Annotated in this window: 19 protein-coding genes; 17 read left to right on the top strand and 2 right to left on the bottom strand. The window is 50.3% G+C overall.

The genetic code is table 11. From position 1 onward, the window contains the following. Positions 1–14: 14 nt before the first annotated feature. Positions 15–737: an amidohydrolase family protein gene (locus LQZ19_RS06315; protein WP_411046816.1), complete on the bottom strand. Its 723-nt coding sequence runs from the start codon at positions 735–737 to the stop codon at positions 15–17. A gap of 341 nt (positions 738–1078) precedes the next feature. Here LQZ19_RS06315 and LQZ19_RS06320 point away from each other — a divergent pair, with 341 nt between their 5' ends. The 13 genes from LQZ19_RS06320 to LQZ19_RS06380 all read left to right on the top strand — a co-directional run bounded on the left by LQZ19_RS06320 (position 1079) and on the right by LQZ19_RS06380 (position 18748). Next, positions 1079–1939, top strand: coding sequence for an HAD hydrolase family protein (locus tag LQZ19_RS06320; protein ID WP_411046817.1), 861 nt, complete (start codon positions 1079–1081; stop codon positions 1937–1939). 44 nt (positions 1940–1983) lie between these two features. After that, complete coding sequence (locus LQZ19_RS06325) at positions 1984–3936, top strand: glucose PTS transporter subunit IIA (protein WP_411046818.1); 1953 nt, start codon at positions 1984–1986, stop codon at positions 3934–3936. 14 nt (positions 3937–3950) lie between these two features. Then, positions 3951–5381 (top strand): 6-phospho-beta-glucosidase, encoded by a 1431-nt coding sequence (locus tag LQZ19_RS06330; protein ID WP_411046819.1) that lies wholly within the window; start codon positions 3951–3953, stop codon positions 5379–5381. Beyond that, positions 5378–5635 carry an HPr family phosphocarrier protein gene (locus LQZ19_RS06335; RefSeq protein WP_411046820.1) on the top strand — a complete coding sequence of 86 codons (258 nt, stop codon included), beginning with the start codon at positions 5378–5380 and terminating at the stop codon, positions 5633–5635. The genes LQZ19_RS06330 and LQZ19_RS06335 overlap by 4 nt, the downstream gene beginning before the upstream one ends. 9 nt (positions 5636–5644) lie before the next feature. Then, the gene (ptsP, locus tag LQZ19_RS06340) at positions 5645–7267 is read left to right on the top strand and encodes a phosphoenolpyruvate--protein phosphotransferase (RefSeq protein WP_411046821.1); all 1623 of its coding nucleotides are present in this window, start codon (positions 5645–5647) and stop codon (positions 7265–7267) included. 66 nt (positions 7268–7333) lie between these two features. Further along, positions 7334–7801 carry a chemotaxis protein CheW gene (locus LQZ19_RS06345; protein WP_411046822.1) on the top strand — a complete coding sequence of 156 codons (468 nt, stop codon included), beginning with the start codon at positions 7334–7336 and terminating at the stop codon, positions 7799–7801. A gap of 8 nt (positions 7802–7809) precedes the next feature. Then, a complete protein-coding gene (locus LQZ19_RS06350; protein ID WP_411046823.1) occupies positions 7810–8322 on the top strand; it encodes a hypothetical protein in 513 nt (170 codons plus the stop codon). A 9-nt stretch (positions 8323–8331) separates the two neighbouring features. After that, complete coding sequence (gene cheB, locus LQZ19_RS06355) at positions 8332–9342, top strand: chemotaxis-specific protein-glutamate methyltransferase CheB (RefSeq protein WP_411046824.1); 1011 nt, start codon at positions 8332–8334, stop codon at positions 9340–9342. Next, positions 9339–10883 (top strand): CheR family methyltransferase, encoded by a 1545-nt coding sequence (locus LQZ19_RS06360; protein WP_411046825.1) that lies wholly within the window; start codon positions 9339–9341, stop codon positions 10881–10883. The genes cheB and LQZ19_RS06360 overlap by 4 nt, the downstream gene beginning before the upstream one ends. 21 nt (positions 10884–10904) lie before the next feature. Beyond that, positions 10905–12974, top strand: a complete 2070-nt coding sequence (locus LQZ19_RS06365) for a methyl-accepting chemotaxis protein (RefSeq protein ID WP_411046826.1) — start codon at positions 10905–10907, stop codon at positions 12972–12974. Beyond that, positions 12971–14548: a methyl-accepting chemotaxis protein gene (locus tag LQZ19_RS06370; RefSeq protein WP_411046827.1), complete on the top strand. Its 1578-nt coding sequence runs from the start codon at positions 12971–12973 to the stop codon at positions 14546–14548. Before LQZ19_RS06365 ends, LQZ19_RS06370 begins: the two co-directional genes overlap by 4 nt. An 8-nt stretch (positions 14549–14556) precedes the next feature. Beyond that, positions 14557–16869: a hybrid sensor histidine kinase/response regulator gene (locus LQZ19_RS06375; protein ID WP_411046828.1), complete on the top strand. Its 2313-nt coding sequence runs from the start codon at positions 14557–14559 to the stop codon at positions 16867–16869. After that, positions 16862–18748, top strand: a complete 1887-nt coding sequence (locus tag LQZ19_RS06380) for an adenylate/guanylate cyclase domain-containing protein (protein WP_411046829.1) — start codon at positions 16862–16864, stop codon at positions 18746–18748. Before LQZ19_RS06375 ends, LQZ19_RS06380 begins: the two co-directional genes overlap by 8 nt. Here LQZ19_RS06380 and larA read toward each other — a convergent pair whose 3' ends face one another. Further along, positions 18749–20032, bottom strand: a complete 1284-nt coding sequence (gene larA / locus LQZ19_RS06385) for a nickel-dependent lactate racemase (RefSeq protein ID WP_411046830.1) — start codon at positions 20030–20032, stop codon at positions 18749–18751. Between the two features lie 116 nt (positions 20033–20148). Between larA and murG the strand changes: the two genes are divergently transcribed. Genes murG through LQZ19_RS06405 form a run of 4 tightly spaced genes read left to right on the top strand, consistent with a single transcriptional unit; the run spans position 20149 to position 24626 of the window. Beyond that, a complete protein-coding gene (gene murG, locus LQZ19_RS06390; protein ID WP_411046831.1) occupies positions 20149–21249 on the top strand; it encodes an undecaprenyldiphospho-muramoylpentapeptide beta-N-acetylglucosaminyltransferase in 1101 nt (366 codons plus the stop codon). Next, positions 21246–21743 (top strand): CvpA family protein, encoded by a 498-nt coding sequence (locus LQZ19_RS06395; protein ID WP_411046832.1) that lies wholly within the window; start codon positions 21246–21248, stop codon positions 21741–21743. Before murG ends, LQZ19_RS06395 begins: the two co-directional genes overlap by 4 nt. Further along, entirely contained in the window at positions 21736–23058 is a 1323-nt protein-coding gene (locus LQZ19_RS06400; RefSeq protein WP_411046833.1) for a DNA polymerase III subunit delta', read from the top strand. Before LQZ19_RS06395 ends, LQZ19_RS06400 begins: the two co-directional genes overlap by 8 nt. After that, positions 23058–24626 (top strand): PP2C family protein-serine/threonine phosphatase, encoded by a 1569-nt coding sequence (locus LQZ19_RS06405; RefSeq protein WP_411046834.1) that lies wholly within the window; start codon positions 23058–23060, stop codon positions 24624–24626. Before LQZ19_RS06400 ends, LQZ19_RS06405 begins: the two co-directional genes overlap by 1 nt. The last annotated feature ends 3 nt before the right edge of the window (positions 24627–24629 follow it).

Raw genomic sequence — 24629 nt, forward strand, 5'->3', positions numbered from 1 at the left:
AAATATTGACGTATTTAGTCGGTCTTTTCCGTAATATCTGCGGCATACTGTTCCGCCAGTTCCGCATACGTGGGCGCGCCGCCGGTATCTCCCCGGGCAAAATAGTGGGTGATGGGGAAATCCGTACCCGGCAGAATTCGCGGGGCAAAACCCGCCGCGGCAATGCGCCGCAAATCCGCTTTCGGCACAAAGGCGGTGTCGCAGTACACATTGGGATATTGCCCCAGAAGTCTGATGGTCTGATCCAGCGGGCGGCAGTGGGCAAGAATACTCCGAACAGCGGGATATTGCTTGAAAAACGGCTCGAATTTTTGCGCTTCGTCCAGCGTATCGTAACCCGTGTGGATCAACACCGGGAGGCTCTTTTGGGCGGCGCAGGCAAAAAGTTCATCCGCAAGCGCGAAAGTTTTTGTATTGCCCAAATCCCACAGATGAGCGCGGGGGTGGATTTTGAAACCACGGTAAGGCAGCGTTGCAAAAGCTGTTTCTACGGTAAGCCCCTGACGCGCATAATCCGGATTGTACCATAGGTAGGGTTGTATCCGCAGGGGATCGTGGCAGGAAACCACGGCGGTAATTTCCCTTTCAATCTCGGTGTACAAAACGCCATCCTTGCAGCTGGTGGTGGATGTGTAGACCGCTTCATCCACACCGGCGGCGGTAATAACAGCCATAACCGTGAGGGGGTCGTAGTAAACTTCTTCAAACTGTCCGATGTGGATGTGGGTGTCGATCATGATGTAGCCAAAGGCGCCGCCAAACCCCGCCGTTTCAGCGGGTGGTCCTCAATCAACAAAACCCTGATTTTATCTTTATTCATCCTTATTTATACCATACAATGATAGCGGTGAACACTTGACAAAATATGAGTAATTCTTCATTATTAAATCACATATTAAGGATTGTTAGTGAAGACATTCCCCTTTTATGGGATGTCTCTACGCATAACCTAAATCTTCGATAGCTGTGGGCTAAGCGGCTTTCCAGGGATTTAGGTCTTTTTTTGACTTTTCCCGGGGCAGGCCATGCAATCTATCAGGAAGTACAATAACAAACATATCTCGGGCGGGCCGGCAAAGTGAGCCGCAGGATAGTGTTTTTAGACTTTGACGGTACAGTGGCGGACCGTAACGTTATACCCTTCTCCGCTTTCTGCGCCTGCTGCAGGGCAAGGAAAAACGGGCACATCCTTTACCTCGCCACGGGGAGGTCGCCGGTAGAGCTCAATTCTTCCCTACTTAAAACAATGTTTGATGGTGTGGTATATTCTTCGGGTGCGTATATTGAGGCTGCGCCGGAGCTGCGGGGCGGCAGACGAAAGCTTATCTACAGTACGGCCATGGACATCGGTCTGGTAGATCGGCTCATCGGCTTTTTGGATAAGCATGAAGCCATCTATATGCTGGAACTACCGGATCGGGTAATTGCCGGTCCCGGCTTTGATGCGTATTTCAAGGCTCTTTTCGCAGGCAGAAGGTGGACCCCGGCTTTGGCTCTGGAGAAGCTTCTTACCGGGGCGGTTTTTCGCAGGAATCTCAGCCGGAATGAATCAACGCTGCATCGAAAGGATGTTCTCAAGCTGGTCTTCATGACCCAACGAGGCATTACCTTTGAGGATATACAGAAGGAATTCGGCGGGGAGTGTGAAATGGCCCGCAACTCCATCCCCATTATGGGTATGTCCGGGGGTGAGGTTAGCCCAAAGGGGGTAAGCAAGGGAGCGGCGCTGCTCAGGATGCTTGCTTACCACGGCATACCGCGGGAAAACAGTATTGCCATTGGGGACAGCGACAACGACCGTACCATGATCGAAGCTGCGGGAGTCGGTATTGCCATGGGCAACGCGGATGAAAAGCTGAAGGTCATTGCGGACGATATTACGGACACACTCCATCGGAAGGGTCTGGCCAAGGCGTTCAAAAAATATGCTTTAGTGTGACGGTATTGTATAGGACATAGAATATTTATATTTTGGAGGAAACTATGGCAAAGGATTTTGCAAAGACAGCACAGGGTGTTCTTGAAGGCGTGGGCGGAAAGGAAAACATCAAAAATGTGGTTCATTGCGCCACACGTCTGCGTTTCACCCTTGTAGACAATGCCAAGGCGTCCGATGCGGCGATAAAGGGCGCCGTAGGTGTGCTGAGCGTGGTAAAGGCGGGGGGCCAGTATCAGGTTGTCATCGGGAACGATGTACAAGAGGTCTATGCCGAGCTGGAAAAGCTAGGCGCTCCCAAAGGCGGGCAGGTAGCGGATGCGGGTGATGAAAAGAAGCCCGTAACGCTGAGTTCAGTCGGCAATAGCCTTATCGGCACGATAAGCGGCGTGTTCGCCCCGATTTTGCCCGCATTGATGGGCATCGGCATGATCAAGGGCGTGATTGCCATCCTGACCGTGGTATTTCCCGGATGGGCCGCATCCGGCGATATGTCCTACACGGTGATCTATACGGCGGGAGATGCTCTCATGTATTTCCTGCCTATATTAATTGCGTTCACTTCGGCGCAACGTTTCGGCCTGGACCCGATAGTCGGTATGGTTATAGGATCATCCCTTGTCTACCCCGAAATCGTGGCTCTGTATCCTTTTGGTCCATGGGGTGTGCATAAGTTCTTCAATGCGGATATCTTCGTTATGATGCGCTACTCCGGTACGGTGCTTCCCTCGATTTTTGCGGTGTACGGCGCGTCAGTACTGTACAAATGGTTTAGAAAGGCGTTGCCTTCGTCCATAAAGAATTTTGTGGCGCCCTTTGCCACACTGCTTATTGTAATTCCCCTGATGTTCCTCATCATCGGTCCTATATTCGGCGTGGTGGGTCTCGGTATTCAGAACGGGATTAAAAGTATTGTGGCAATCAACTTTATCGGGCCGGTTATTATCGGATTGATTATGGGCGGGTTTTGGCAGGTGCTGGTAATCTTTGGACTGCACTGGGCAATTGTGCCGCTTGGCCTTCAGGAAGCGACGGTGCCGAATCCTATTTTCGCGAATAACCACGTGGGCGTCATCCTGGCTTATGTGCAAATTGCCGTTATCGCGCAGATGGGTGCGGTGTTCGCCATGGCGCTCCGCATGAAAAACGCCGAGCGCCGTTCCGCCGCCATTGCCGCAGGGATAGCGGGCATATTCGGCATCACAGAGCCGATTATTTATGGTTTCACACTGCCCAAAAAAAAGCCGTTCATCCTTGCCTGTATTTCGGGTGCGGTCTTTGGCGCACTTGCGGGACTTCTGGGCAGCATCAACACGGGCGGTTACGGTATAGCCGCGCAGATGGGGGCGCTGGGTGTCTTTACCTATCCCAGCTATCTTTTGCCCGGTTACGCCGGGTCCACGATGAACTTCCTTATCGCGTTTGGTATGAGCCTTCTTTCGTTGGCGGCCGCCTTCGGCCTTGTCTACGCCACCTACAAGCCTGACGCCGCCGAACTTAAAGAGGAGGAGGCGACGGTGATCGATACTTCGAATGTAAACAAGGCCGCGGCGCTCAAAATCCTCTCTCCCGCAAAGGGGCGTGTGATGGCGATCAAGCAGTCCGCCGACCCCGCTCACCAGGAAGAAGTATTGGGTAAAGGAGTGTGCATTATGCCCTTGGGCGGCAAGATTTTTGCGCCCTTTGACGGCACGGTGGATATGGTGTTCGACACAAAACATGCGGTAAACCTTAAATCAAACGATGGTATTGAACTTCTGATTCACTGCGGCATCGACACGGTGAAACTTAGCGGCAAGGGTTTTACGATGCACATCAACGAAGGCGATGTAATCAAGGCGGGGCAGCTTTTGTTTGAGTACGACAAGGACGTGATAGCCCGCGCCGGTTACAGCCTGGAAACCCAGGTGGTAATCACCAACACTGAAAGCTATAAGAAGATCACCCTAGCCAAATCCGGCGAGGCCGCCGTGGGCGATGTGGTGCTGTATCTGGAATAAAAGGAGTTATCAATATGGCATTTCCGAAAAATTTTTTGTGGGGCGGCGCAATTGCCGCTCATCAGGCTGAGGGGGCTTACCTGGAAGACGGTAAGTCGATCGCAACGTGCGATGTTATTCATGGCGGCAAGGGACGTATCGCCGAGATACTCGACCCGGCCGCAATTAAAAAGAATATTGCAAAGCCGGAGGGCTACTTCCCCGAGCACATCGCCGTGGATTTTTATCATCATTACAAAGAGGACATAGCCCTCTTTGCCCAGATGGGCTTTAAGGTGTTCCGTACCTCGATATGCTGGGCGCGGATTTTTCCGAACGGTGATGGCGATCCTAACGAGGCCGGTCTGGCGTTCTACGACAGTATGTTTGACGAGCTTGCAAAATACGGCATTGAGCCCCTTGTTACCCTGTCGCATTGGGAGGTACCGGTAAGCCTTACCACGAAGTACAACAGCTGGGCAAGCCGTGAGGTCATCCCCCTGTTTGAGCGCTATGTCCGCACCGTCCTGGCGCGGTACAAAAATAAGGTGCGGTACTGGCTTACCTTTAACGAAATTAACATGACACTGCACATGCCGTTCCTGGGGGCCGGCGTCATAGTGGATAATCCTGCCCAGAAAAAACAGCTATCCTGCCAAGCGGCGCACAATATGCTTGTGGCAAGCGCCCTGGCGGTTAAGGCCTGCCGCGAAATCAGTCCCGCCGCAAAAATCGGCAGCATGGTTGCTTCAATGGCGGCTTACCCTTACTCAAGCAAGCCGGAGGACACCTGGGAAAAGATGCGGATGGAACGTGAAAACTATTACCTTACCGATGTTCAGGCACGGGGCAGCTATCCCCCTTTTATCTTAAAGCAGCTTGAAAAAGACGGTGTGAAGCTTGATATCACGGCGGATGACAAAAAGCTCTTTGCCGAAAACATCGTAGACTTTGTGTCGTTCAGTTACTATTCTTCCACCGCCGTCTCCACGGATGCTGCCCTGGCCGGCGATAAGGGTTCCGGTAACATCTTTGGGGGTATCAAAAACCCGCACCTCAAATCTTCCGAATGGGGCTGGCAGATTGACCCGCTGGGTTTACGCGTGGCGCTCAACTTCCTCTACGACCGCTATCAGAAGCCCGTGTTCATCGTAGAAAACGGCCTGGGCGCGGTGGACAAGATCGAACCGGACGGCAGCGTGAACGATGATTACCGCATCGAGTATCTCCGTGAACACGTCAAGGCGATGAAGGCGGCAATTGAGGAAGACGGCGTAGAACTATGGGGGTATACCACTTGGGGCTGTATCGATATCATCAGCGCATCCTCCGGCGAAATGTCTAAACGCTATGGCTTTATCTATGTTGACCGGGACAATGATGGCAACGGTACATTAAAACGCAGTAAAAAGAAATCATTTGGGTGGTATAAAAAAGTCATAGCAAGTAACGGAGAAGAATTATGAAAGAATTTAACTACACTATTAAGGACCCGGTGGGTATTCACGCACGGCCTGCGGGTTTGCTGGTCAAAAAGTTAGCGGCTTTCTCCAGCAATGTCACCATTCACCGGGGCGAAGACTCCTGTGACGGAAAAAAACTGTTAGCTTTAATGAAGATGCGTGTGAAACAGGGTGAGGAAATTACCATAAAGGCAGAAGGTACGGACGAGGACGCTGCAAGTGAAGCGGCAAAAGCTTTCATCGAATCTACTCTGTAGGGGGGCGTCATGATTACACTGCAAGGGAAAGGCGTATCAGATGGTATAGCTGTGGGGCGGCTGGTGTTCTTTGAGCGTTCAAACCTTGTGGTTGAAAAAAAGCCTATCACCGATGTTGCGGGTGAGCTTGAACGCTTGTATGCGGCAAAACGCACCACAAGCGACCAGTTGGATGGGTTGGCAAACAGTATGGTGGAAAAAATCGGCAAGGAAAACGCGCTGTTGTTTGAAATCCACCGGATGATGCTTGACGACTCGGACTATATCGACCCGATTATCAAGATGATCGAAACACAGAAAGTCTGCGCCGAATATGCGGTGGAGACCTGCGGCAAGCGGCTTGCTCAGGAATTTGCCGATATGGACGATGCGTACATGAAGGAACGCGCCGCCGATGTTGATGATGTTTCCGGACGGCTCATTGGGGTACTGTACGGTACACAGAAAGCCGTAGGCATTGGCGAAAAGCCGGTAATCTTCGCTTCGGACGACTTTAGTCCAAGTGAAACCGCTCAGTTTGACCGCAGTCATGTGCTGGCGCTTGTGTCCCAGCAGGGAGCGGCAAACTCGCACACGGCGATCTTCGCCCGCACTATGGGGATACCGGCAATCATCGGCTTAGGCGCAACCCTCGCGCCGGGATTCGGCGGCAAGAACGTGGCGCTTGACGGTGAAACAGGGGTTCTCTACATTGAACCGGACGCGGCTGCCATAACTGCCATTGAAGAAAAACGAAAAAAGCTTGAGCATAAAAAGGATAGCCTTGAAAAGTTCCGGGGTAAGCCCACGCTTACTAAAAGCGGTAAAAAGGTAAAGTTATTCGCCAACATCGGTTCGGTAGCGGACGTGGAGGCAGTTATTGCCGGTGATGCCGAAGGGGTAGGATTATTCCGCAGCGAATTTTTGTACCTGGGCCGCAGCGATTACCCCAGTGAAGATATTCAGTATGAAAGCTACCGTAAGGTAGTGGAGAATTTGCAGGGCAAGCAGGTAATAATCCGCACCCTGGACATCGGCGCAGACAAACAGGTCGAATATTTTGCCCTGCCCCACGAAGAAAACCCCGCTTTGGGTATGCGGGCTATTCGTATTTGCCTGACCCGTCCGGAATTATTTGAAACCCAGCTAAGGGCAATTTACCGGGCCTCGGCGTACGGCAACGCCGCAATCATGTTTCCCATGATTAGCGATATTACCGAACTGCACCGTGCCAAAAAGATTGCCGCAGGGGTACGGGAAAAACTTGCGGCAGAAAATATTCCATTCAACCCTGAAACACCTATCGGTATCATGATTGAAACCCCGGCCTCTGCGATGATTAGTGATCTTCTTGCTAAGGAAGCGGACTTTTTCAGCATCGGTACCAATGACTTAACCCAATATACGCTGGCGATAGACCGGCAAAACAATTCGCTTAACGAATTCTGTAACACCCACCACGAAGCAATACTCCGCTTTATCCGCATGACGACGGAGAACGCCCACAGGGCAGGTATCTGGTGCGGCATCTGCGGTACACTCGGCGCAGACAGCGAACTCACCGAAAAATTCGTGAATATGGGTATTGATGAGCTTTCGGTGGAGCCATCCTGTATCTTGAGCCTTAGAAGCCGGATTGCGGAATTAGCGTAGATAACGGCGGTTTACAGGCTATAGATTGATTTTTCAAATTTTTGTATAATCCTTCTGAGGTGGTTTATGCCGGAAGAAAACGGGGAATCGGAAGTTTTTAATGGGGAAAAATATCTCGTATTTACGATTTTGGGGAAATTCTATACCTTCCCGTCACGGATAATCAGCGAAGTTACCGCCTTTGATACGGTCTACCCCCTGCCGCTGGTGCCGGAATACGTGATGGGAATCATAAACCGCTATTCCGCGCCCTATGCCCTGGTGGATATAGGCCTCTTGATACAAAAAGTCCCCACCCCCCAATCCAAGGTTGTGGTCTTGAAGGAGTCGGTGGAAAAGATAGCCTTCCTGATCGACGATGTGGTGGACATTGTCGATGTGGCTCAGTCCGATTTATTAAAGATCGAACAGGGAACCGAGACAAACGACACCACCGATATCATCGAATCCTCCTTTGGGTGGCATGAGACCAATGTATTTGTTCTTAATATCCGGCAGATTATCAGCCGGGTGGTAAGCGAATTCAGGGTTTAGGGGCGTTTATGCGGTTTTTTTTATGCGCATTTGGAGCTTTTTCCCTGGGAGTTCCGGTATACGCCGTTTCTTCCCTCATTACCGTGCCCTGGGAGGTAAAACAGATTATTGACCGGGACCGGGATGAGCATACGTATTTTTCGATACCCCATTTTTTCAAGGAAGCGGACCGGGAAATACGGCACGGCTTTATCCTTAAACCTCAAATTCAACAGGTTCCCCTTATTGGCGATGGAAGCGGGGAAAATAACGGTCTTTCTATGGAAGCGGCCATGGAGAAAGACGGTTTTACGGATAGACGGAATGTATTATTGGTAACCGCGGTAGAAAAGGAAGTGGAAATTAACCAGGAAGATATACAGCCCCTGCCCGCCATACTTGGGGTGGGTAATATGGTTTCTTTCTTTTCGGGAATCAACTTTCACGGTCCTTTGATGAATATTTTTATTGATCCGGCCGTACTTATTCCCCGTATGCTTCTGGCCGGGGAATATCCGGAATCTCCTGACGGAGAAGGGTAGGTGAGGCCGGTGATAAAAACACTGATTGTAGATGACAGCAGCTTGGTACGTTCGATTCTCAGGGATTTTCTGGAAAGCGATGGTGATTTTACCGTGGTTGGAGAAGCGGCGGATGGTAAGGAGGGGCTTGAAAAAGCCCGGATGCTTAACCCGGACCTTATCACCATGGATATCGAGATGCCCGTCATGGGCGGGCTTGAGGCGACACAGGAAATCCGCAAGATACTGCCCACCCCGGTGGTGGTGATCAGCACCCATAGTACGGCAAAAATGGCCTACGAGGCGACGGTGAAGGGGGCCCTGGAATTCTACTCCAAGGACAATTTTACCACCGGAATGAATCCTCTCAAACGGCTGCAGATCCTCGAAGCCCTTAAGCAGATTGCCGGGACCAGAGGCCGCCGTCTTTTGGCTAAAGAGCTTTCCGATGGTGAAGAAAAAAGGACCGTGAAAAACCGGGCGATCCTCGCCGTGGTTATCGCTTCTTCTACCGGCGGTCCAAAGGCCCTTACCCAGCTTTGCGCCGCCCTTCCCGGGAACTTCCCGGTACCCATAATTTTAGTTCAGCATAATACATCGGGCTTTGATAAGGGATTTGTCCAGTGGCTTGATTCCTATACGTCCCTGGGGGTAAAGCTCGCCGAAGCGGGGGAGCTTCCTCTTAGCGGAAAGCTCTATGTGGCTCCCACGGATAAGCATCTCCTCCTGGAGTCCAAGGGATTTACCTTTAATGACGGAGCAATGGTAAACAACCAGAAACCTGCGGCGGATCTTCTCTTTCAAAGCGCCGCCGGACTACTGGGCCAGGGCCTTATTTCGGTGGTGCTTACCGGAATGGGCGCCGATGGCGCCGAAGGGACCCGGTGTGTAAAGAACGCCGGGGGCATTACCATTGCCCAGGATGAGGGGACATCGCTGATCTACGGCATGCCCATGGCCGCCTTTAGCACCGGTTGTGTGGATATGGTCCTTCCCCTGGACTGTATAGCCCCCCGGCTTATTGAATTAACAAAACTATGAGCGACGACGTGCTGGAAAAACTGTCCTCTTGGACGGAAAAAGCCCTGGGGATAAAAGCGGCGGAGGATGCCCTGCTGCAACTGAAGGGCTATCTGGAAAAAAATACCAATCCGGATATTTTTAATTTTCCCGGCACATTGGAGCGGTTCCTCTCTTCTCCGGAAGAACGGTTCAATATCGCCCGCTTTCTTACGATTAACGAAACGTACTTTTTCCGGGAGGAACCTCACTTTGATCTTTTGCTCAAGGAAATTCTGCCCCGGTTTGCCCGTAGAAAAAGGCCTTTGCGGGTCTGTTCCGCAGCAACTTCCATGGGCTGTGAGGCCTACAGTCTGGCCATGCTGATGGACTATTACAGCCGGACCGTGGAAAAGCTGGATTTTCAAATCGAAGCCTTTGATGTGAGCCGGGATATGATAGAAATTGCCAAACAGGGGCGGTATTCGGTAAACGCCTTTAGGAATGATGGAAACCGCTGGAGATATATCCTGGACCGATACCTTACAAAAGAGGGGGAAACGTATATTGTCAGCAGCAGCTTAAAGAAACGGATACATTTTTTCCCCCATAATATTATGGATGGTATCGAGCCCCTTGCCTTTGATCTCATCCTCTTCAGAAATGCGCTCATCTATTTCTCCGCCGAAGGCCGCCGGAGGATACTCGATTCCCTGGTAAAAGCCCTTACCGAAGAGGGAGTCCTGCTCTTTGGTATATCCGAAATCCCTTCGGTGAACCATCCCTTCCTGCAAAACAGGCAGAGTCCCGATGCGTTCTATTTTCAAAAAATATCCGCCCTGACTGATCCGGCGGTAGAAATTCTTTCCGAAATTCCCTGGGAACCCCGGCGGGCATCGGATCGGAGGGCCGCAGAACGGAGGATCTTTAACTTGGCCAGGAAACCCGTTGCCGTAGAGCGGAGGGCCCAAAGCTCGGACCGAAGAACTCTGGGTTCAGACCGAAGGTATGATACGTGCCTGTCCCGGCCCGAGACTCCCCATTCGGCGGCATTTTCGCCGCCCCCAAGGCCATCCTCCCGAATAGCGCCTTCCAGAACTGCGAAAAATATCTCTTCTCTCCTTGAACAGGGCGAAGCTACGGCGGAGCGGGTTCTTAGGGCCATTAAGTCGCGGACGGATAAAACGGCGGAACCCGGGGAGGACGAGCTTATCGCGGCGGCCGTCTGCTTTCTCAGTCTGGAGGATTTTGCCGGGACGGAAATTGTCCTTACTTTTGCCGAAGAAAAACAGGTATCGGCCTTTACTAAATTCCTCAGAGGTGAATATAATTATCTTTCGAACAAACCCGGCGAGGCGGAGGTATTTTACAAGGAAGCCGCTTCTTTGGACGGCGCTTTTTGGCCTGCTTTTTATAGAGTAAGCCTGTTAGCGGCTGAGGGGAACCGCACTCTCTATGAAGTAAAAATAAAAAAAGCTCTGGAAAGTATTGAACTTGGTAAGGATCTTTCGTATGAATGTTTTATTGGCGGATTTTCGCCGGACTATTATCGGCGCATCCTCGAAAAACGCCTAAGCAAATGATGGGCTTTATAAGGAGTGGATATGTTTTATAAAAACTTGAAGATTACCACCAAGCTGGTTTTTTCAAGCGCCGTATTTATTCTACCCATCGCGTTAATGTTGTTTCTTATTGTCTCCAGCGCAAATTCGTCCATACGGATCAGCAGTAATGAGCGGGTGGGTATTGGGCACCTGCGTCCCATTGCCGGCCTACTGCGGATGGTGCCAATGCACCTCAGGATGGTTTTGGAACAGAATACGGCTGCAACAGATATCGACCGCATTGAGCAAGATATAACCAATCGGCTTGACGAGCTAATCGAAAATCTTGGAGAAACCGATGGTGAGCCGGAATTAGGAATCATCCCGGGACGGCGTTATGTTTCCGGCGCCCAGTTCCGGCGCAACTGGAATACCCTAAAGAAAATACAGGGGAATCCGGCGCTTATCCTTACAAGTTACAATGCCTTTATCCAGGACTTGTACGATCTTTTATCCTACATCGGCGATGCATCCCGTCTTATGGTGGATCCTGAACTGGGAACGTATTACTTTGCCGAAATCTCCCTTATTGAGCTTCCTGAAATCCAGCAGCAACTTATGGGGATAAGTAAACTGACTTATGCGGCCAATGACAGAAAAATGGTAACGGGGGCGGATCGGGAGGAATTACGGGCATATATGACCCTCCTCAGCCGGTACTATACCCCCCGCTTGCGATCGGCGACCTATGCGGCATTGGCGAATCTCAGGACTGATCCTTCCCTGGAAGCCCTGCTTTCCCAGGAGCTTATTTTAAAAAATAATGTTTATATTTCCGCTGCGGGAAAGCTTTCGGGAATCCTGGAGTCTTTTCTTACCGTAGAGGATACCACGGAGTTTTATTATACCGAAGTCATAAACGCTGCCGCCCAGGCCAATAACGCCTCCTACGATCTGTGGCTTGCGTCCCTGGATCAGCTTGACATACTCCTGCAGCAGAGGATCGCCGGATACCGGGATTCGCTGTACCGGTCCCTTATATTCGCGGTCCTTACCGCCATCATCGCTTTTATCATTGTAATTATTACCACCGCTAATATAACCAAATCTACCGCGAGCTTAAAACAGCTCTTTAAGAGCCTGGATAACAACGATCTTTCCCTGGAACTGGATGTCCTTTCCAAAGATGAATTCGGGGAATTGATGTCCGCCTTTAACCGCTTCCTGGGTAAACTGCGTTCCGTCTTTGTTTCCTTTAGTCAGGATGCCTCCAGGGTTTCAACCTCCGTGTTTGATCTTTCCGCCTCCGCCAGGGAGATTACCACCACCGCCAATGAACAGTCCGCCAGTGTTTCGGAGATCGTCAGTACTATGGAAGGCAGCAAGGAAATGTCCGAACAGGTAGCGGCAAAAACCGCGGAGGTGGCGGAGCTTGCCGTCAAAACCCGGGAACTGAGCCAGCGGGGAGCGGAACTGCGGGAAGCGAATCAGGAGATGATGCAGGATATCCGGGACCAGAACAATAAAATTATTGATGAGATTAAAAATCTCGCGGAAATGCTCGGCCGGATCAGCGAGGCCATAGGCATCATCGACAACATAGCGGATCAGACCAAACTTATCGCCTTTAACGCTTCCCTGGAGGCTTCGTCTTCCGGTGAGGCAGGCGCCCGCTTCGCCGTGGTGGCAAGCGAAATACGGCGCTTTGCCGACAATGTGGTGGATTCCACCGGGGAGATAAAACAGCGGATCGAGGAAGTCCAGGCCGCCTCCCAGAGCCTGATTACGGAAGCCAATAACGGCTCAATGCAGATCGATGAAGGCTATGACCATATGGTTGAACAGAAAGAGGTGTTTGAAAACATCTTGGAGAATTCCAAAAGTGTGGCGGTCAATTCCCAGCAGATTTCGGATTTGAGCCGCAAACAGGAATTCGCTTCAGCCCAGATTTTCACCACCCTGCAGGAAATATCCGCCGGGGTCAAACAGTTTGTAATCGCCATGTCTTCAACTTCAAAAATAGCGGACAACCTCAATGTCATGTCCAAGGAACTTCGGGAAACGGTGGGGCTGTATGCCACCGGTGATGATAAACTTGAGAAAACGGGAAAAACAGGAGATTCTATATGACAAGCATGGACGAACGTATAAGCCGGGATGAACGGGACGGAGAGGTTATCATCAATTATTTCCGCTTTTCCCTGGCGCTCATCTGGGTGATAGGGCTGGTAGTAATTTCCATTGTCAGACATAAAAACGGTTTTGGATTTACACCATGGCGCGGCCATTTAGGCACCTCGGAGTATCTGGTTTTTTCAATAATACTTTTTTTCTATTTTCGGAAGAAGGAACTGCTGTCCCCCTATTTTAAGTATATCTGCGTTGTCCTTGACATGCTTTTTATCTCCATAGCCATCTTCATCACCGCAACCTACCCTGAACATTCCCTGCCCATATCCTTTCTTTCCATTCAGGCGCTTTTTTATGTACTCCTGGTTGCCCTGGGCGCCTTCAGGTACAATGTGCGGTGCGCCATTTTTTCCGGAATTTTGGCCGGTTTCTTATACTCCGTGGTGATCATCTACCACCGTAATATTATTGATATTCCCTATACGGCCATATACAAAGGCGAGGTACACGAGGTTGCCTTTCCCCTCTACAATGAAGTTTTCAGGGTGATGGGGGTTATTATGGCCGGCGCCGTTACGGGCATAGCCTGCAAGAGGCACATAGCCCTGTTTCAAAACATGATAAAATCCGAATCCGATGCCGCGGAAGCCGCCTCCCGGACCGTAATTCAAACCAAGGAAATCGCCGGGACCATTCAGAGATCCACGGACGAAATTTTTATTTCCTCCAAGGATATTTTCACCACCGCCAATAACCAGGCAGCCAGTGTGCAGGAAATCGAAAGCACCATTAATGAAAACGCCCAGATCGCATCCTATATTTCAGAGATGACCGGCAGCGTTGCTACCATCGCCACCAAAATGGAAGATGATGTCATCCAGGGCTTTTCGGTCCTTGAAAGTAATGTTAACAAGATGGGGGATATAAAAGAAAAGAACGATGCTATTATTGCGGGTATCATAAACCTGGGAAACAAGATAGCTAAGATACGGGATATTGTCAAAACCATCAACACCATCACCGACCAGACCAAGGTAATCGCCTTTAACGCCGCATTGGAAGCGGCAAGCGCCGGGGATAAGGGTAAACGTTTTGCCGTGGTTGCCAGCGAGGTAAACCGCCTGGCGGACGATATTGCCGCCCTGACCAAACAGATACGGGACCAGGTGGAGGAAATACAGGATTCCTCTTCCTCCCTCATCGTTTCCAGCGAGGAGGGGGCGGATAAGATCACCGAAGGGTACAAGCTGATTAAAGCCCTGGAGGATGTTTTCAAGGAAATACGATCCGGCGCGGAGATAACTTCCAACCAGGCTCAGACCATTACGGTATCCACCCAGAAACAGCAGAAATCTTCGGAGCAGATCAATATAGCAATTATGGATATATCAAAGGGTTTAAGCAATTTTATTCACTCAACAGAGGTTGCCACATCCTCTGCGGAAGGACTCACCCAGCTGATCAAGGAACTGGAGATTATCCTTGAAACAAAAAACATAAACAATTCCGGTAAGACAGCCGGTATAAGCGCCGGATCGGCCAATAGTGCGGTCAACGATCTTGTAAGCGTTTAAGGTCTTTTATGGCAATAGATAAGGGAAAGTACATCGGTAAATTTATCGATGAGGGAATCGAAAACATCAAGGTTGTAGAAACGCTGCTCTTTGAAATAAAGGACGGTGTTTCGGTGGATGATGATCTTGCAACTCTGCTGCGGGCTCTCCATACCCTGAAAGGTTCCTCCCGGATGCTGGAATTTAAGCGTATCGAATCCCTAACCCATGCTCTGGAGGGAGTTTTTGTGGCGGTCCGGGAACAGCGCATCGGCCTGACCGATAATGCCATGCGGCTTGCCCTGGCGGCTCTGGATACCCTTAAATCGGGGCTTGGGACGGTACAGAAGACCCAGGATGATGATATTGATATCCTTGCCTTTGAAAAAGAACTTGCAGCCCTGGCATCGAACGAAGAATTCCTGGTGCCCGTAAGCCCCGATGCGGATAAGAAAACCACAGAAGCCGATACCGTTCATGAGCCTTCACCGGGCGGAAAAAAAAGAAAGAAAAAGGGTGAAGAGAATCTTGTGGTCAGCGGCAGCCGGGCCATTGAAAAGCAGGGCGACCGTTCCGTAGAAAAGACGAACACGGGAGAAACGGCAGGGCAGGTGGCAAAGCGGGAGAAGCGGCAGGATGCAAAATCGGAAAGCATCCGGATTTCCCTTGCAAAGATAGACGCCATAATTAAAAGCATAGCCTCCCTGCAGTCCCTGGAGATAGCTTCAAAGACTATTTCAATGGAAACAGAAACACTGCATGAGTTGATAAAAGCTTTCTCCCGGGTCATTAAAACATCAAAGCTTGTGGATCCCGCACTGGTAAACCGGTTTAGAAAAATAGAGCAGATCAGCGGTAAAGTGAATTCACGGCTCAGAAATTATTCCATCGATGTGGGAAATAATACCCGGAACGCCTATGACGGGGTAATATCCCTGCGTATGCTGCCCCTTTCTACTATTTTGGACGCCTATCCCCGGTATATTTTTGAGATGTCCGCGGAGCTTGGAAAAAAGGTACAGCTTACCATTGAGGGAAGTGAAAACGAGATAGATAAAAATATTATCGAAATACTTTCCGATGTTTTTCTCCACATGATCCGGAATTCCGTGGACCACGGTATTGAGTCGCCGGAGGATCGGATTGCCGTAGGAAAGGACGAAGTGGGACAGCTTATTATCAATTGCGCCCGGGAAAGCGGTAATATGAAAATCACCATTTCCGACGACGGCCACGGTATTGATCTGGAAGCTATCCGGAAAAAAGCGGTGTCCCAGGGCTTGGTAAGCGCCGATGTAGCCGCTTCCCTGGGCCAGGAGGATCTTACCGGTTTTATATTTCAAAGCGGTTTTACCACATCGGAAAAAATTAACAATATTTCCGGCCGTGGTGTAGGCATGGATGCGGTACGCGCCAGTATAGAGCAGCTCAAGGGAAGTATTCTGGTGGAGAGTGTTCCCGGTAAGGGAACGATGTTTACAATCCTTGTTCCTCTTTCCATTGCTTCCCTCATGGGCTTCCCCATAGCCAGCGGAGAAATGAAATTTATAATCCCCTCAAATTTTGTGGATACCATCCTTCTTATAAATCAGGAAGATATTATTACGGTTGTTGACCGGCCGGGAATTAAATTTGAAAACCGGATAATAAAACTGTATTATCTTAACCAGATACTGCATCTTAAAACCGACGGAGATCAGAATAACCAGCGGGCTCTTTTTGTGGTTATCATTCATGCCTATGACGATGTTATTGCCCTGGTAATCGACAGCATAAGCAGTATGCGATCGGTAATTCTTAAATCAATGCCTACCTTTATGGAGAATATCCATGTTTTTTCAGGGATGGTATTGAGTGAAGACTATGAAATGGTGCCCGCGCTTCATATGCCGACGGTAATACGGATGGCAAAACACCTTAAAACCATCGATATGAAAAAACGGCATATTGAATATGAAAAAATGCGAAAATCAGTACTGGTGGTTGACGATTCTCTTCCCACCAGGGAAATTGAAGGTGAAATTCTAAGGTCCGAAGGCTATAAGGTTGATACCGCTGCGGACGGCGCAGAAGCCCTTGCGGCGGCAAAGAACAGCTCCTATGATCTTATATGTACGGATCTCAATATGCCCATTATGGATGGCTTTATGCTAACCGAAAATGTGCGAAAAAATGAATCCCTGTCCAAGATTCCTATTATTGTTATTTCTTCAAGGGAGAGCGAGGAAGATAAAAAAAAGGCTGCCATGCTTGGGGCAAACCGCTATATTGTTAAAAATTCCTTTAATAATCATAACCTGCTTACTGCGGTTAAGCAGCTGATTGGAGAAGCGAATGGCTAGTATAGAAACACGGGATAAAAGAATCCTGCTTTTTGAGGACTCGGATATTTTTGCCGATATGGTTTTAGAATTTCTTGATGCCCTTGGATACCAAACAAGGCGGGCAGTAAATGGTTTTGAAGGAATTAAAACGGTATTCAGTTTTATGCCCCATCTCATTATTACCGATGTGGAAATGCCCCTCTTTAAGGGTTACCAGGCTACCCGCCTGCTGAAATCCCGAAAAAATACTAAGAATATCCCTATTATTATGTTTACAAGTCTCAATGAAATTAAAGATAAATTCTGGGGAAACCAGGCCGGAGCAGATTTTTATATCGAAAAATCGCCGGAGAATTTTACTGAACTGCAAAGCAGCGTAGCCAAGCTTTTGGCGGAGGCTCCGGAACCGGATTTTGCGGCGATTGAGCATGAAGGAAAACGGATTGACGATAATGCTTTGATAGAAACGGTAAACAATCTTCTGGATGCAAAGCTCTTTCAGACCACGGTGATAGGGATGTTGGCGGAGCTTTCCGCCAAACTCGGCTCCCTGGAAGATATAGTCAGGGGCTTTTTTGATCTGCTTAATTATATCTGCGAAGCGGAGATTGTAACGGTGATGATAAAAGGCCAGGATAATTCTCTGGTTGTATATTCCGCGAATCGTGTGGGTTTTAATGAACCGATTGCTGAAGATTTTAACGCCATCAGCATTGCGGATTTTAATAACCTGTTTCCAGACTTTCAGGTTGCAAAAAGGGAAACAGAGGATTTTTACCCCCCGGGGGATAAAAAAAAGCGCATCGAATCATACATCATGGTTCCCCTATTGGTCGGCGGCCAGAAATTTGCCACCGTGCATATTGGCAATTCAATCAAGGAATATTTTTCCCCCGTCATTATGGAAAACCTGGATGTTTTTTTAAACGCCGCTTCCCCGATTATTTCAAACGCCCTTTCGATACTGGAAATGGAGGAGCTGCAAAAGAAAACAAGGATAGCCTTTGCCCGCTATGTTCCCTCGGATGTGATTGATGAAATTATCCATAAATCATCGGGAACTTCGATCCAGAGCGAAACCAGAAATGTGGTGATTTTTTTTCTTGACATACGGAATTTTACCAAGATATCCGAAAACTCAAGCGCCCAGGATCTTGTAAGTTTTCTGAACGCCTTCTTTTCCATCATGGGAAACGAAATAATCGCCGAAGGTGGGCACATCGATAAATTTATCGGCGACGCCATCATGGCCATATTCGGCGCACCCCGGCCCCTGCCCAATGCCCAGGCCTGTGCAATCCGCGCGGCGGTAAGGATGATTAAAGCCCTGGCGAAGGTGGATACCTCCCAGCTCACCCTGCCTGAAAAGGGCTTTGCCGTGGGAATCGGTATCAACAGCGGTGAATGCGTTGTGGGGAATATCGGCTTCCAGGACCGGATGGACTATACCGTAATAGGGGATAATGTAAACCTCGCTTCCCGGCTTGAGGGGGTTACTAAGATGTATCACCACCCGATCATTGTATCGGAAAATATGTACGAAGCCGCACGGGATCAATTTATATTCAGAAAGGTTGATACGGTTAGGGTAAAGGGAAAAAATAATCCTGTGGGACTCTATGCGGTATATTCAGCCTTTGCAGGTGAAGCGGCTGCGGCGGATTGCCAGGGCCCTGCAGCCGCATCCCTGGTCATTGACCGGGAACTCCTTGATTGTTACGAAAAGGGGCTCCGGCTTTTTTCTATGAAGGAATGGGAAACCGCAAAAACCTACTTCAACAATGCCCTGCGGATAGATGAGAATGATTATCTTTCCAAGGTTTATCTGGAACGGATAGAAGAGTACAGCCTCCTGGGGGAGCCTGTGGACGACGCCATAACCCTAACCGAAAAATAATTACTGCAGCACCAGGGATACTGCGTCAGGCAGCACCGTGATGGGGGTATTTTCCCTGCCTATAATTTTATCCGCCATAGCCAGCGCTTCATCCAGGTTTGCCGCATGGCGCATATGCAGGTCCTTTATGATATCCGGCGTAACGGAGGACACAAATATGACCGTCCTTTTACGCAGTATCAGTGCGGTTAGCTGGATTACCCATTGGTCCGGAACCGTTTCCTCCCGTCCCCGTTTTTCAATCTCCCCCAACAGCGTATCCAGTGAAGGAGACTCCTTAAAGATGCGGTAGAAGGATTCCGATCCATGCCCATCCCTGCATTCATTGGCGGCGATAATAACCCCTCCATCTTCGCAGACCAGATCCGCCTGCATGATCGACTTGGTGGACTGATAGACATTCTGATCCAGGGGATACCCTCCGTTGGCGGTGATCACCACGGGCGTTGCCGGAGACTTTACTCCACAGTGCTTTAAAACAAAATCGCACCCAGATAGGTGGGCCTTTTCCGTATCTCCCGCGAAGGCGGCGATAACCCGCTTGGCCGGGGAAAGGGCTACGTTCAGGATAAATGCCAGCTTTGCCTGCCGTGCGGCGTAGAGCATATCCTGGTGGATCAGGTTGCCCTCCAGGCTTCCTGGCCGGGACTTAGGGTGAACCGTAAATTCGGCGTTGTGGCTGGCAAGTACCGTAGTAAAGCTGGCGATACCCGGCAGGACGCTTTTACGGCCGCCGCTGAAACCCGCAAACTGGTGGGGCTCGATAAAGCCGTCCGCCACCAGGAGATCCGCCTCTGCGGCGAGGCGGTTTATCACCAGTTCCCCCCCGGAAGGCAGTCTGCCCAGGGATACCAGGGAAGCCGGGTCCTCTGAATTGTGGTTTATGATGGTTTCCCGTTTACATAATTCGGCGCCGAATTTTTTTTCCATCTCCTCCCGGCTTGTCGCCCGGTGACACCCCGTACCGATAAGGATGGTGATCCTTGCCTCCGGAGAAAAGCGGCGTATCTCCCCAAGCATGGCCGGCAGGGTAAGGTGGCTCGGTACGGGCCGTGTATGATCGCTGGTCAGGATCACTATATTTTTTTTACCCCGCGCAAGTTCCGCAAGGGGAGGGGAAGCGATGGGCGCCGCCAAGGCCTGCTTGATTATATCAAGTTCCGATCCCCCATTCTCCGCCGGCGGAGCGGGACGGAGTACCCGTACAATCCGATCCGCGGGAACCGTACAGGAAAGTTTCTGGGTACCGTAGGGTACCTCGATAAGCGTTGTATTAATATTCATCAAACCACTATATCATGGTTTTATATTTTTTCAAGGCGGTTCCCCATTCCTAATTCCTAATTTGAAATCCCTGTTTCTTAGTTGCTCCTTTTGGGTAAAGCGGGTATACTTTATCCATGATATCTATAGCCTTTACCGGAGGCGGTACCGGTGGGCATATATACCCCGGTTTGGCTGTGGCCGCGGCCTTGAAAGAACTTTTGCCATGCCGGATTTTCTGGGTAGGCTCCGCCGCCGGAATGGACAGGTCTATTGTAGAAGGGGCGGGGTTTGAGTTTTTCGGCGTCCCGTCGGGAAAGCTCAGGCGGTATTTTTCTCTTAAAAATATTTCGGATATTCTGAAAATAAACGCCGGGTTTTGGGCGGCCCGGCGTATACTAAAAAAAGAAAGGCCCGCCTTGCTCTTTTCAAAGGGCGGCTTCGTCAGCGTTCCCCCCTGCGCCGCCGCAGCTTCCCTGGGTATCCCGGTGTTTACCCATGAATCGGACTATAGCCCCGGGCTTGCTACCCGGATTAACGCCCGGTTTGCCCGGCGTATATTTACCGCCTATGAGGACACGGCGTCCTTTTTTGCCCCGGCTTTTCGGGAAAGGGTGGTGGCCGCCGGTAACCCCGTACGGTCCGGCTTCCGTAATGCCGATGCCGCCATGGGAAGGGCTTTTCTTGGGGTTGGGCCGGAAAAGCGGATACTTCTGGTTTTAGGGGGAAGCCAGGGCGCCCGGGAGATCAACGAACTGGTCAGGGAATGTTTGCCCACCCTTACCAAATATTATACCGTGGTACACCAGACCGGTCCCAACCAGGGCTGGGATGTACCCGCTTCGGAACGGTACCGGCCCTACACGTATATCCGGGAGGAGATGCCCCAGGTATTGGCCGCGGCGGAACTGGTCCTGGGACGCAGCGGCGCCGGTACGGTCTGGGAAGCCGCTGTTGCGGGGAAGCCCATGGCGCTCATACCGCTCCGGGGTTCAGGTACCCGGGGGGATCAGGTGGAAAATGCCCGGGTTTTCGAAAAGGCCGGCGCTGCGGTGGTTATCGGCGGCGCAGGGGACTTGCAGGAAACTGCATCTGCCTTGGCCGGCGCCGTGGCTAATCTGGCGGAAAATGGGGAGATACGGAACACCATGGCCGCTTCTGCGGCGCGTATGGGGAACCGGGACGGGGCGGCTCTAATCGCCCGGGAAATACTTTTGGCTGTTACAGGAGAAATATGAACATAGCGATCATCGACATCATCTTTATTGCGCTTATTTTTATTCTGATCATCCGTTGTGCCCTGCGGGGGATTATCAAGGAAGTCCTGTCCACGGCATCGGTGGTCCTGGGCCTTCTGGCGGCTTTTCTCTTTTACCAACCCGGAGCTGTTTTTGTCCGAACTAAGATTCTGGCGGATGTGGCGGTATTGCCGGAGTTGATTGCCTTTGCCGCCATCATGGTAATCGTTTTTTTTGTTATTAAAATACTGGAGCGTATCATCCAGGATATTATCTCCAGGGTTAATCTTCTGAGTGGGATTGATCATGCCCTGGGACTCGTCTTTGGTCTGCTTGAGGGGCTGCTTCTGGTAAGTCTGATCCTCTTCGTTATCGGTATACAGCCCCTGTTTAACCCCGAATCTCTTTTAGAGCATAGTTTTTTTGCGAAGTTCCTCGGGCCTCTGGTGGGGGAGCTGAAGCTGCCCGCTTTGGGGGCGGGAAATAATGTTTGAGAATGTATTAGGCCAGCCGGTAATAGGTCTGCTCTCATCGGATATCAGCGGGGGAATTCTGGCGCCTTCCATGCTGTTTTCAGGCCCGGTAGCTTCTGGTAAAGGCAGCGCCGCCCTGGAGCTTGGGCGTGTCCTTTCCTGCGAACAATCAGGCGCCTGGAACTGTTCCTGCCCGGCCTGTGCCCGCCATCGCCGGCTTATGCATCCGGATCTTCTCCTCCTGGGACCCCGGAACTTTTCTGCGGAGATTGCCGCCTCCTCCGCAGCTTTTTTGCGGGATCCCCCGGTCCCGGCAACACGGTTCCTGTTTATCCGATCGGTCCGCAAACTCCTGGCCCGTTTTTCCCCGGTCCTGTGGGAAGACGATCCAAAAATCACAAAACTAAATCCCCTTATTCAGTCCCTGGATGAGGATCTGGATGAATTAGACGCCGTTGATCCGGAGGCCCTCACTAAAACTGTGGATTCAATTTTAAAAACCGGTTTTAAGCTGGAAGCCGAAGGTATTGGCGACCTTATACCCGTAGCCCAAATACGCCGGGCCGCATGGTGGAGCCGCCTGGCGCCCCAGGGAAAGCGGAAACTCCTGGTTATTGAAAACGCCGACCATATGCAGGATGGCGCCCGCAATTCCCTGCTCAAAATACTGGAAGAACCACCGGAAAGGGTAACTATTGTGCTTTCCACCGCACATTATGAAGCGCTGCTCCCCACTATTTTATCCCGGGTCCGGCCTTACCGTTTTATCGCCCGGGATAAAACGGTAGAGACAAATGTGATACGCAAGATATTCCGTGATCCCCGGGAAGAGATGGATTCGATCAGCGTATATCTTGATTCCTTCCTCCCGGTTTCCGGGGAAACCCTCTATCCCCTGGGAGCCCTCTTTGTCGCCTCAATTGCCATGGGATCGGTGATTACCCTAAAACGATCCGGCGCGCCGCTGGATGACCCCTTGGTAAGCCTGGGAAAATATACCGCCCCTATTGCGGAGGCCGCCGGTCTTGGACGGCCCCTGGAGGATATAAAGTCCCTGGTATCCAAGGTTCTGGGTGGCGCCGATAATTTTGAGCTCCGCAGCCGGTTCAGCCAATTTTTGCAGTCCATCCTCACCCTGATTGGGGAAAGTCTGAATTCGCAGGACCCGGGCGCCATTGCCTATCGGGATATATGGCGCGCTGCGGTTCGGGAAGCGGAGACCGCCGTGGGTACCTACAACCTGAGCCCCGCCCTGGTCCTGGACCGGCTTGCTTCGGAACTCAAGCGGGGCATGGTCAGTTACGGATCTCCCCTCCTCATTAAGGGAACAGAGTAATGAAAAGCCTGAAAACGCGTTTTTTCATTTTTATAAGCGGCTTAGGTATTATTGTTTCCCTGGGCGTCGGGGTTTTGATGTATTCCCGGTATCACAGGTATATAAAAAACAGCTATCGGGAAACCCTCACTAATGTGGCGGCTTTGATACAAAAGCAGATGCCCGAATTAGCCGACACGGAATCTCTCTTTAGGGAAGCCCGGGAGCGATCCCCTGCTTTTTGGGCTAAGGTTGAACTGTTTAATCAGACCGCAATTTCGTTTAATATGATGTATATCTATTATATGGAAAAGGTAGGGGACCGGTACCGGTTTTTATTGGTCTCGGATTTTACCCCGGAAATGGATGAAGATTTCATCGATATTCTCTACGATCCGGATTATATCGGAAAAGATATGGATATCGCCTATAAAACACAGACACTGCGGATTGCGGACGAAATTGTTGTCAATGAATACGGCTCCGGCATTTCCGCTTATTTGCCTATTATGAAGGATGGCGCTGTTTCCGGTATTTTGGGCCTGGATTTTGAAACAAGCTTTGTAAACCGGCTGGAGCAAAATGCTATTATCGCACTTTCCCTGTCGCTTATTCCGGTACTTATCCTGGCGGGGATTTTTTCCTTTATCCTTGCCCTGTCCCTGACAAAGCCCATTGCCCGGCTTGCAGAAAATGTACGGCGTATCGGCGACGGGAACCTGGACAGTAAAATTATCATAAATGGAAAGGATGAAATAGCCGAGTTGGGCAATACATTCAATAAAATGACCGCAGATATAAAAGCCCACATAGAAAATATCAGCAGAATAACTGCCGAAAAAGAACGGGTAAATGCCGAGCTTTCTATCGCCTCGGAAATCCAGAATGATATGCTGCCTAAAATATTTCCGAAATTTACCAGCCATAAGTGGCTAATGCTGTTTGCGAAGATGATCCCCGCGAAACAGGTTGGGGGCGATTTTTATGATTTTTTCTATCTGAACGATGAAGAGACCAAAGCGGTATTTGTAATCGCCGATGTAAGCGGAAAGGGTGTTCCGGCTGCCTTATTTATGGTGATCGCAAAAACGCTTATTAAAGCAAAGATGCTCCGCGGCCTTGATCCGGCTTCCGCCCTTAGGGAAGTGAATGATCAGCTCAGCGAGGATAACACCCTGAGTATGTTTGTTACCGTGTTTCTTGTATACCTTGATTTGGAAACCGGGAAGATGGCTTATGCAAATGCGGGGCATAACAGGCCGCTCATTTCGCAAAATAACGAACCCTACCGTTTTATGGAACTTAAAAAAGGTATTCCCCTGGGAATGCTGGAAGGTTCGGAATACCAGCTTTGCGGGATCGACTTTCATTCCGGAGACAGGCTTTACCTGTATACCGATGGGGTCAACGAAGCTATGAATACCCTTGAGGAACAATGGGGCAACGACCGTTTTTTTGAATCCGCTAATAAACACCGCGGTTTATTGCCCGAAGAATTTGACACTGCCATACGGAATGACATTGCCGGGTTTGTATCAGGCGCCGAACAGTCGGATGATATTACCACCCTGGCTATTTACTACAAATAATTG

This window comes from Treponema primitia, from assembly GCF_046533075.1.
GTDB lineage: Bacteria > Spirochaetota > Spirochaetia > Treponematales > Breznakiellaceae > Termitinema > Termitinema primitia_B.

Coding starts and splice junctions, on each gene's coding strand:
- LQZ19_RS06315 (WP_411046816.1), bottom strand. CDS start 737: ATGATCGACACCCACATCCACATCGGACAGTTTGAAGAAGTTTACTAC.
- LQZ19_RS06325 (WP_411046818.1), top strand. CDS start 1,984: ATGGCAAAGGATTTTGCAAAGACAGCACAGGGTGTTCTTGAAGGCGTG.
- LQZ19_RS06330 (WP_411046819.1), top strand. CDS start 3,951: ATGGCATTTCCGAAAAATTTTTTGTGGGGCGGCGCAATTGCCGCTCAT.
- LQZ19_RS06335 (WP_411046820.1), top strand. CDS start 5,378: ATGAAAGAATTTAACTACACTATTAAGGACCCGGTGGGTATTCACGCA.
- ptsP (WP_411046821.1), top strand. CDS start 5,645: ATGATTACACTGCAAGGGAAAGGCGTATCAGATGGTATAGCTGTGGGG.
- LQZ19_RS06345 (WP_411046822.1), top strand. CDS start 7,334: ATGCCGGAAGAAAACGGGGAATCGGAAGTTTTTAATGGGGAAAAATAT.
- LQZ19_RS06350 (WP_411046823.1), top strand. CDS start 7,810: ATGCGGTTTTTTTTATGCGCATTTGGAGCTTTTTCCCTGGGAGTTCCG.
- LQZ19_RS06360 (WP_411046825.1), top strand. CDS start 9,339: ATGAGCGACGACGTGCTGGAAAAACTGTCCTCTTGGACGGAAAAAGCC.
- LQZ19_RS06365 (WP_411046826.1), top strand. CDS start 10,905: ATGTTTTATAAAAACTTGAAGATTACCACCAAGCTGGTTTTTTCAAGC.
- LQZ19_RS06370 (WP_411046827.1), top strand. CDS start 12,971: ATGACAAGCATGGACGAACGTATAAGCCGGGATGAACGGGACGGAGAG.
- LQZ19_RS06375 (WP_411046828.1), top strand. CDS start 14,557: ATGGCAATAGATAAGGGAAAGTACATCGGTAAATTTATCGATGAGGGA.
- LQZ19_RS06380 (WP_411046829.1), top strand. CDS start 16,862: ATGGCTAGTATAGAAACACGGGATAAAAGAATCCTGCTTTTTGAGGAC.
- larA (WP_411046830.1), bottom strand. CDS start 20,032: ATGAATATTAATACAACGCTTATCGAGGTACCCTACGGTACCCAGAAA.
- murG (WP_411046831.1), top strand. CDS start 20,149: ATGATATCTATAGCCTTTACCGGAGGCGGTACCGGTGGGCATATATAC.
- LQZ19_RS06395 (WP_411046832.1), top strand. CDS start 21,246: ATGAACATAGCGATCATCGACATCATCTTTATTGCGCTTATTTTTATT.
- LQZ19_RS06400 (WP_411046833.1), top strand. CDS start 21,736: ATGTTTGAGAATGTATTAGGCCAGCCGGTAATAGGTCTGCTCTCATCG.
- LQZ19_RS06405 (WP_411046834.1), top strand. CDS start 23,058: ATGAAAAGCCTGAAAACGCGTTTTTTCATTTTTATAAGCGGCTTAGGT.